Raw genomic sequence first — 689 nt, 5'->3', positions numbered from 1 at the left:
ACATAATCCGAGGCTCTAAAGATCGGTTCAACATATTGAAAAATACTGTCTGCCCCTTTTTGCTCCGTTACTTTTTCAACATAGCGTCCCATCATAATATCGCCTACAAATGAGGCTGAGAGTACGTCGTCAGAATACGTTTTGACCTTCGGCGTTTCCGCTTTTCCCGCCCACATGAAAGCGAACATAAGGACAAAAACGATCGGAATGGCAATAAATACGTGCTTATTGGTTTTCTTTTTTTGCTGTTTTGTCAGCTTTAGCAGCTTTTCATGAAAGCTCAGTTCTTTTTTCATCGTTTGACACACCTTACATTAAATTAAGTAGTAAACAAACATGATAGCAAAGGTCGCTCCGCTCAATAGCAGCGTGCTTCCGAACGTAATGGTTAAACCTTGTTTCTGAATGGTATTGGCAATTAAACCTGGCACGATGATGCCGATTCCTCGAAATTCTGCGATTTCAAATGGTACAATCGGGTATAGAAAATCAAACGCGATTTTTAGGACGATCCCTGTTATCAGCATGGCAGCGAATTTTCTGCGTCCGTACAAAATCATAAATTTGGATAAACCGTATTTCACAATAACATAAGTGAGCAAGCTCACTAGCAAAACAAGTAAAATAAAGACCGGCTGATTAAACACAAGTCCTAAATATCCCGGTACAACAAGTCCTGCCGGCACGAT

The 689-nt window shown here is 40.5% G+C and carries 1 protein-coding gene and 1 pseudogene; both read right to left on the bottom strand.

All coding sequences use genetic code 11. The annotated features are described in order from the left end of the window. A pseudogene (gene pgsA, locus ACWHAR_RS27545) lies at window positions 1-296 on the bottom strand (capsular polyglutamate synthetase PgsA); the annotation flags it as partial. A gap of 18 nt (window positions 297-314) precedes the next feature. Continuing rightward, window positions 315-689 (bottom strand): poly-gamma-glutamate biosynthesis protein PgsC (gene pgsC, locus ACWHAR_RS27540; RefSeq protein WP_452088494.1); only part of this gene is annotated, 375 nt, incomplete at its 5' end.

Source organism: Bacillus sp. LR--39, assembly GCF_053613335.1.
Note: the sequence above shows the minus strand (reverse complement) of the source record. Positions and strands in the feature narration are given on the sequence as shown.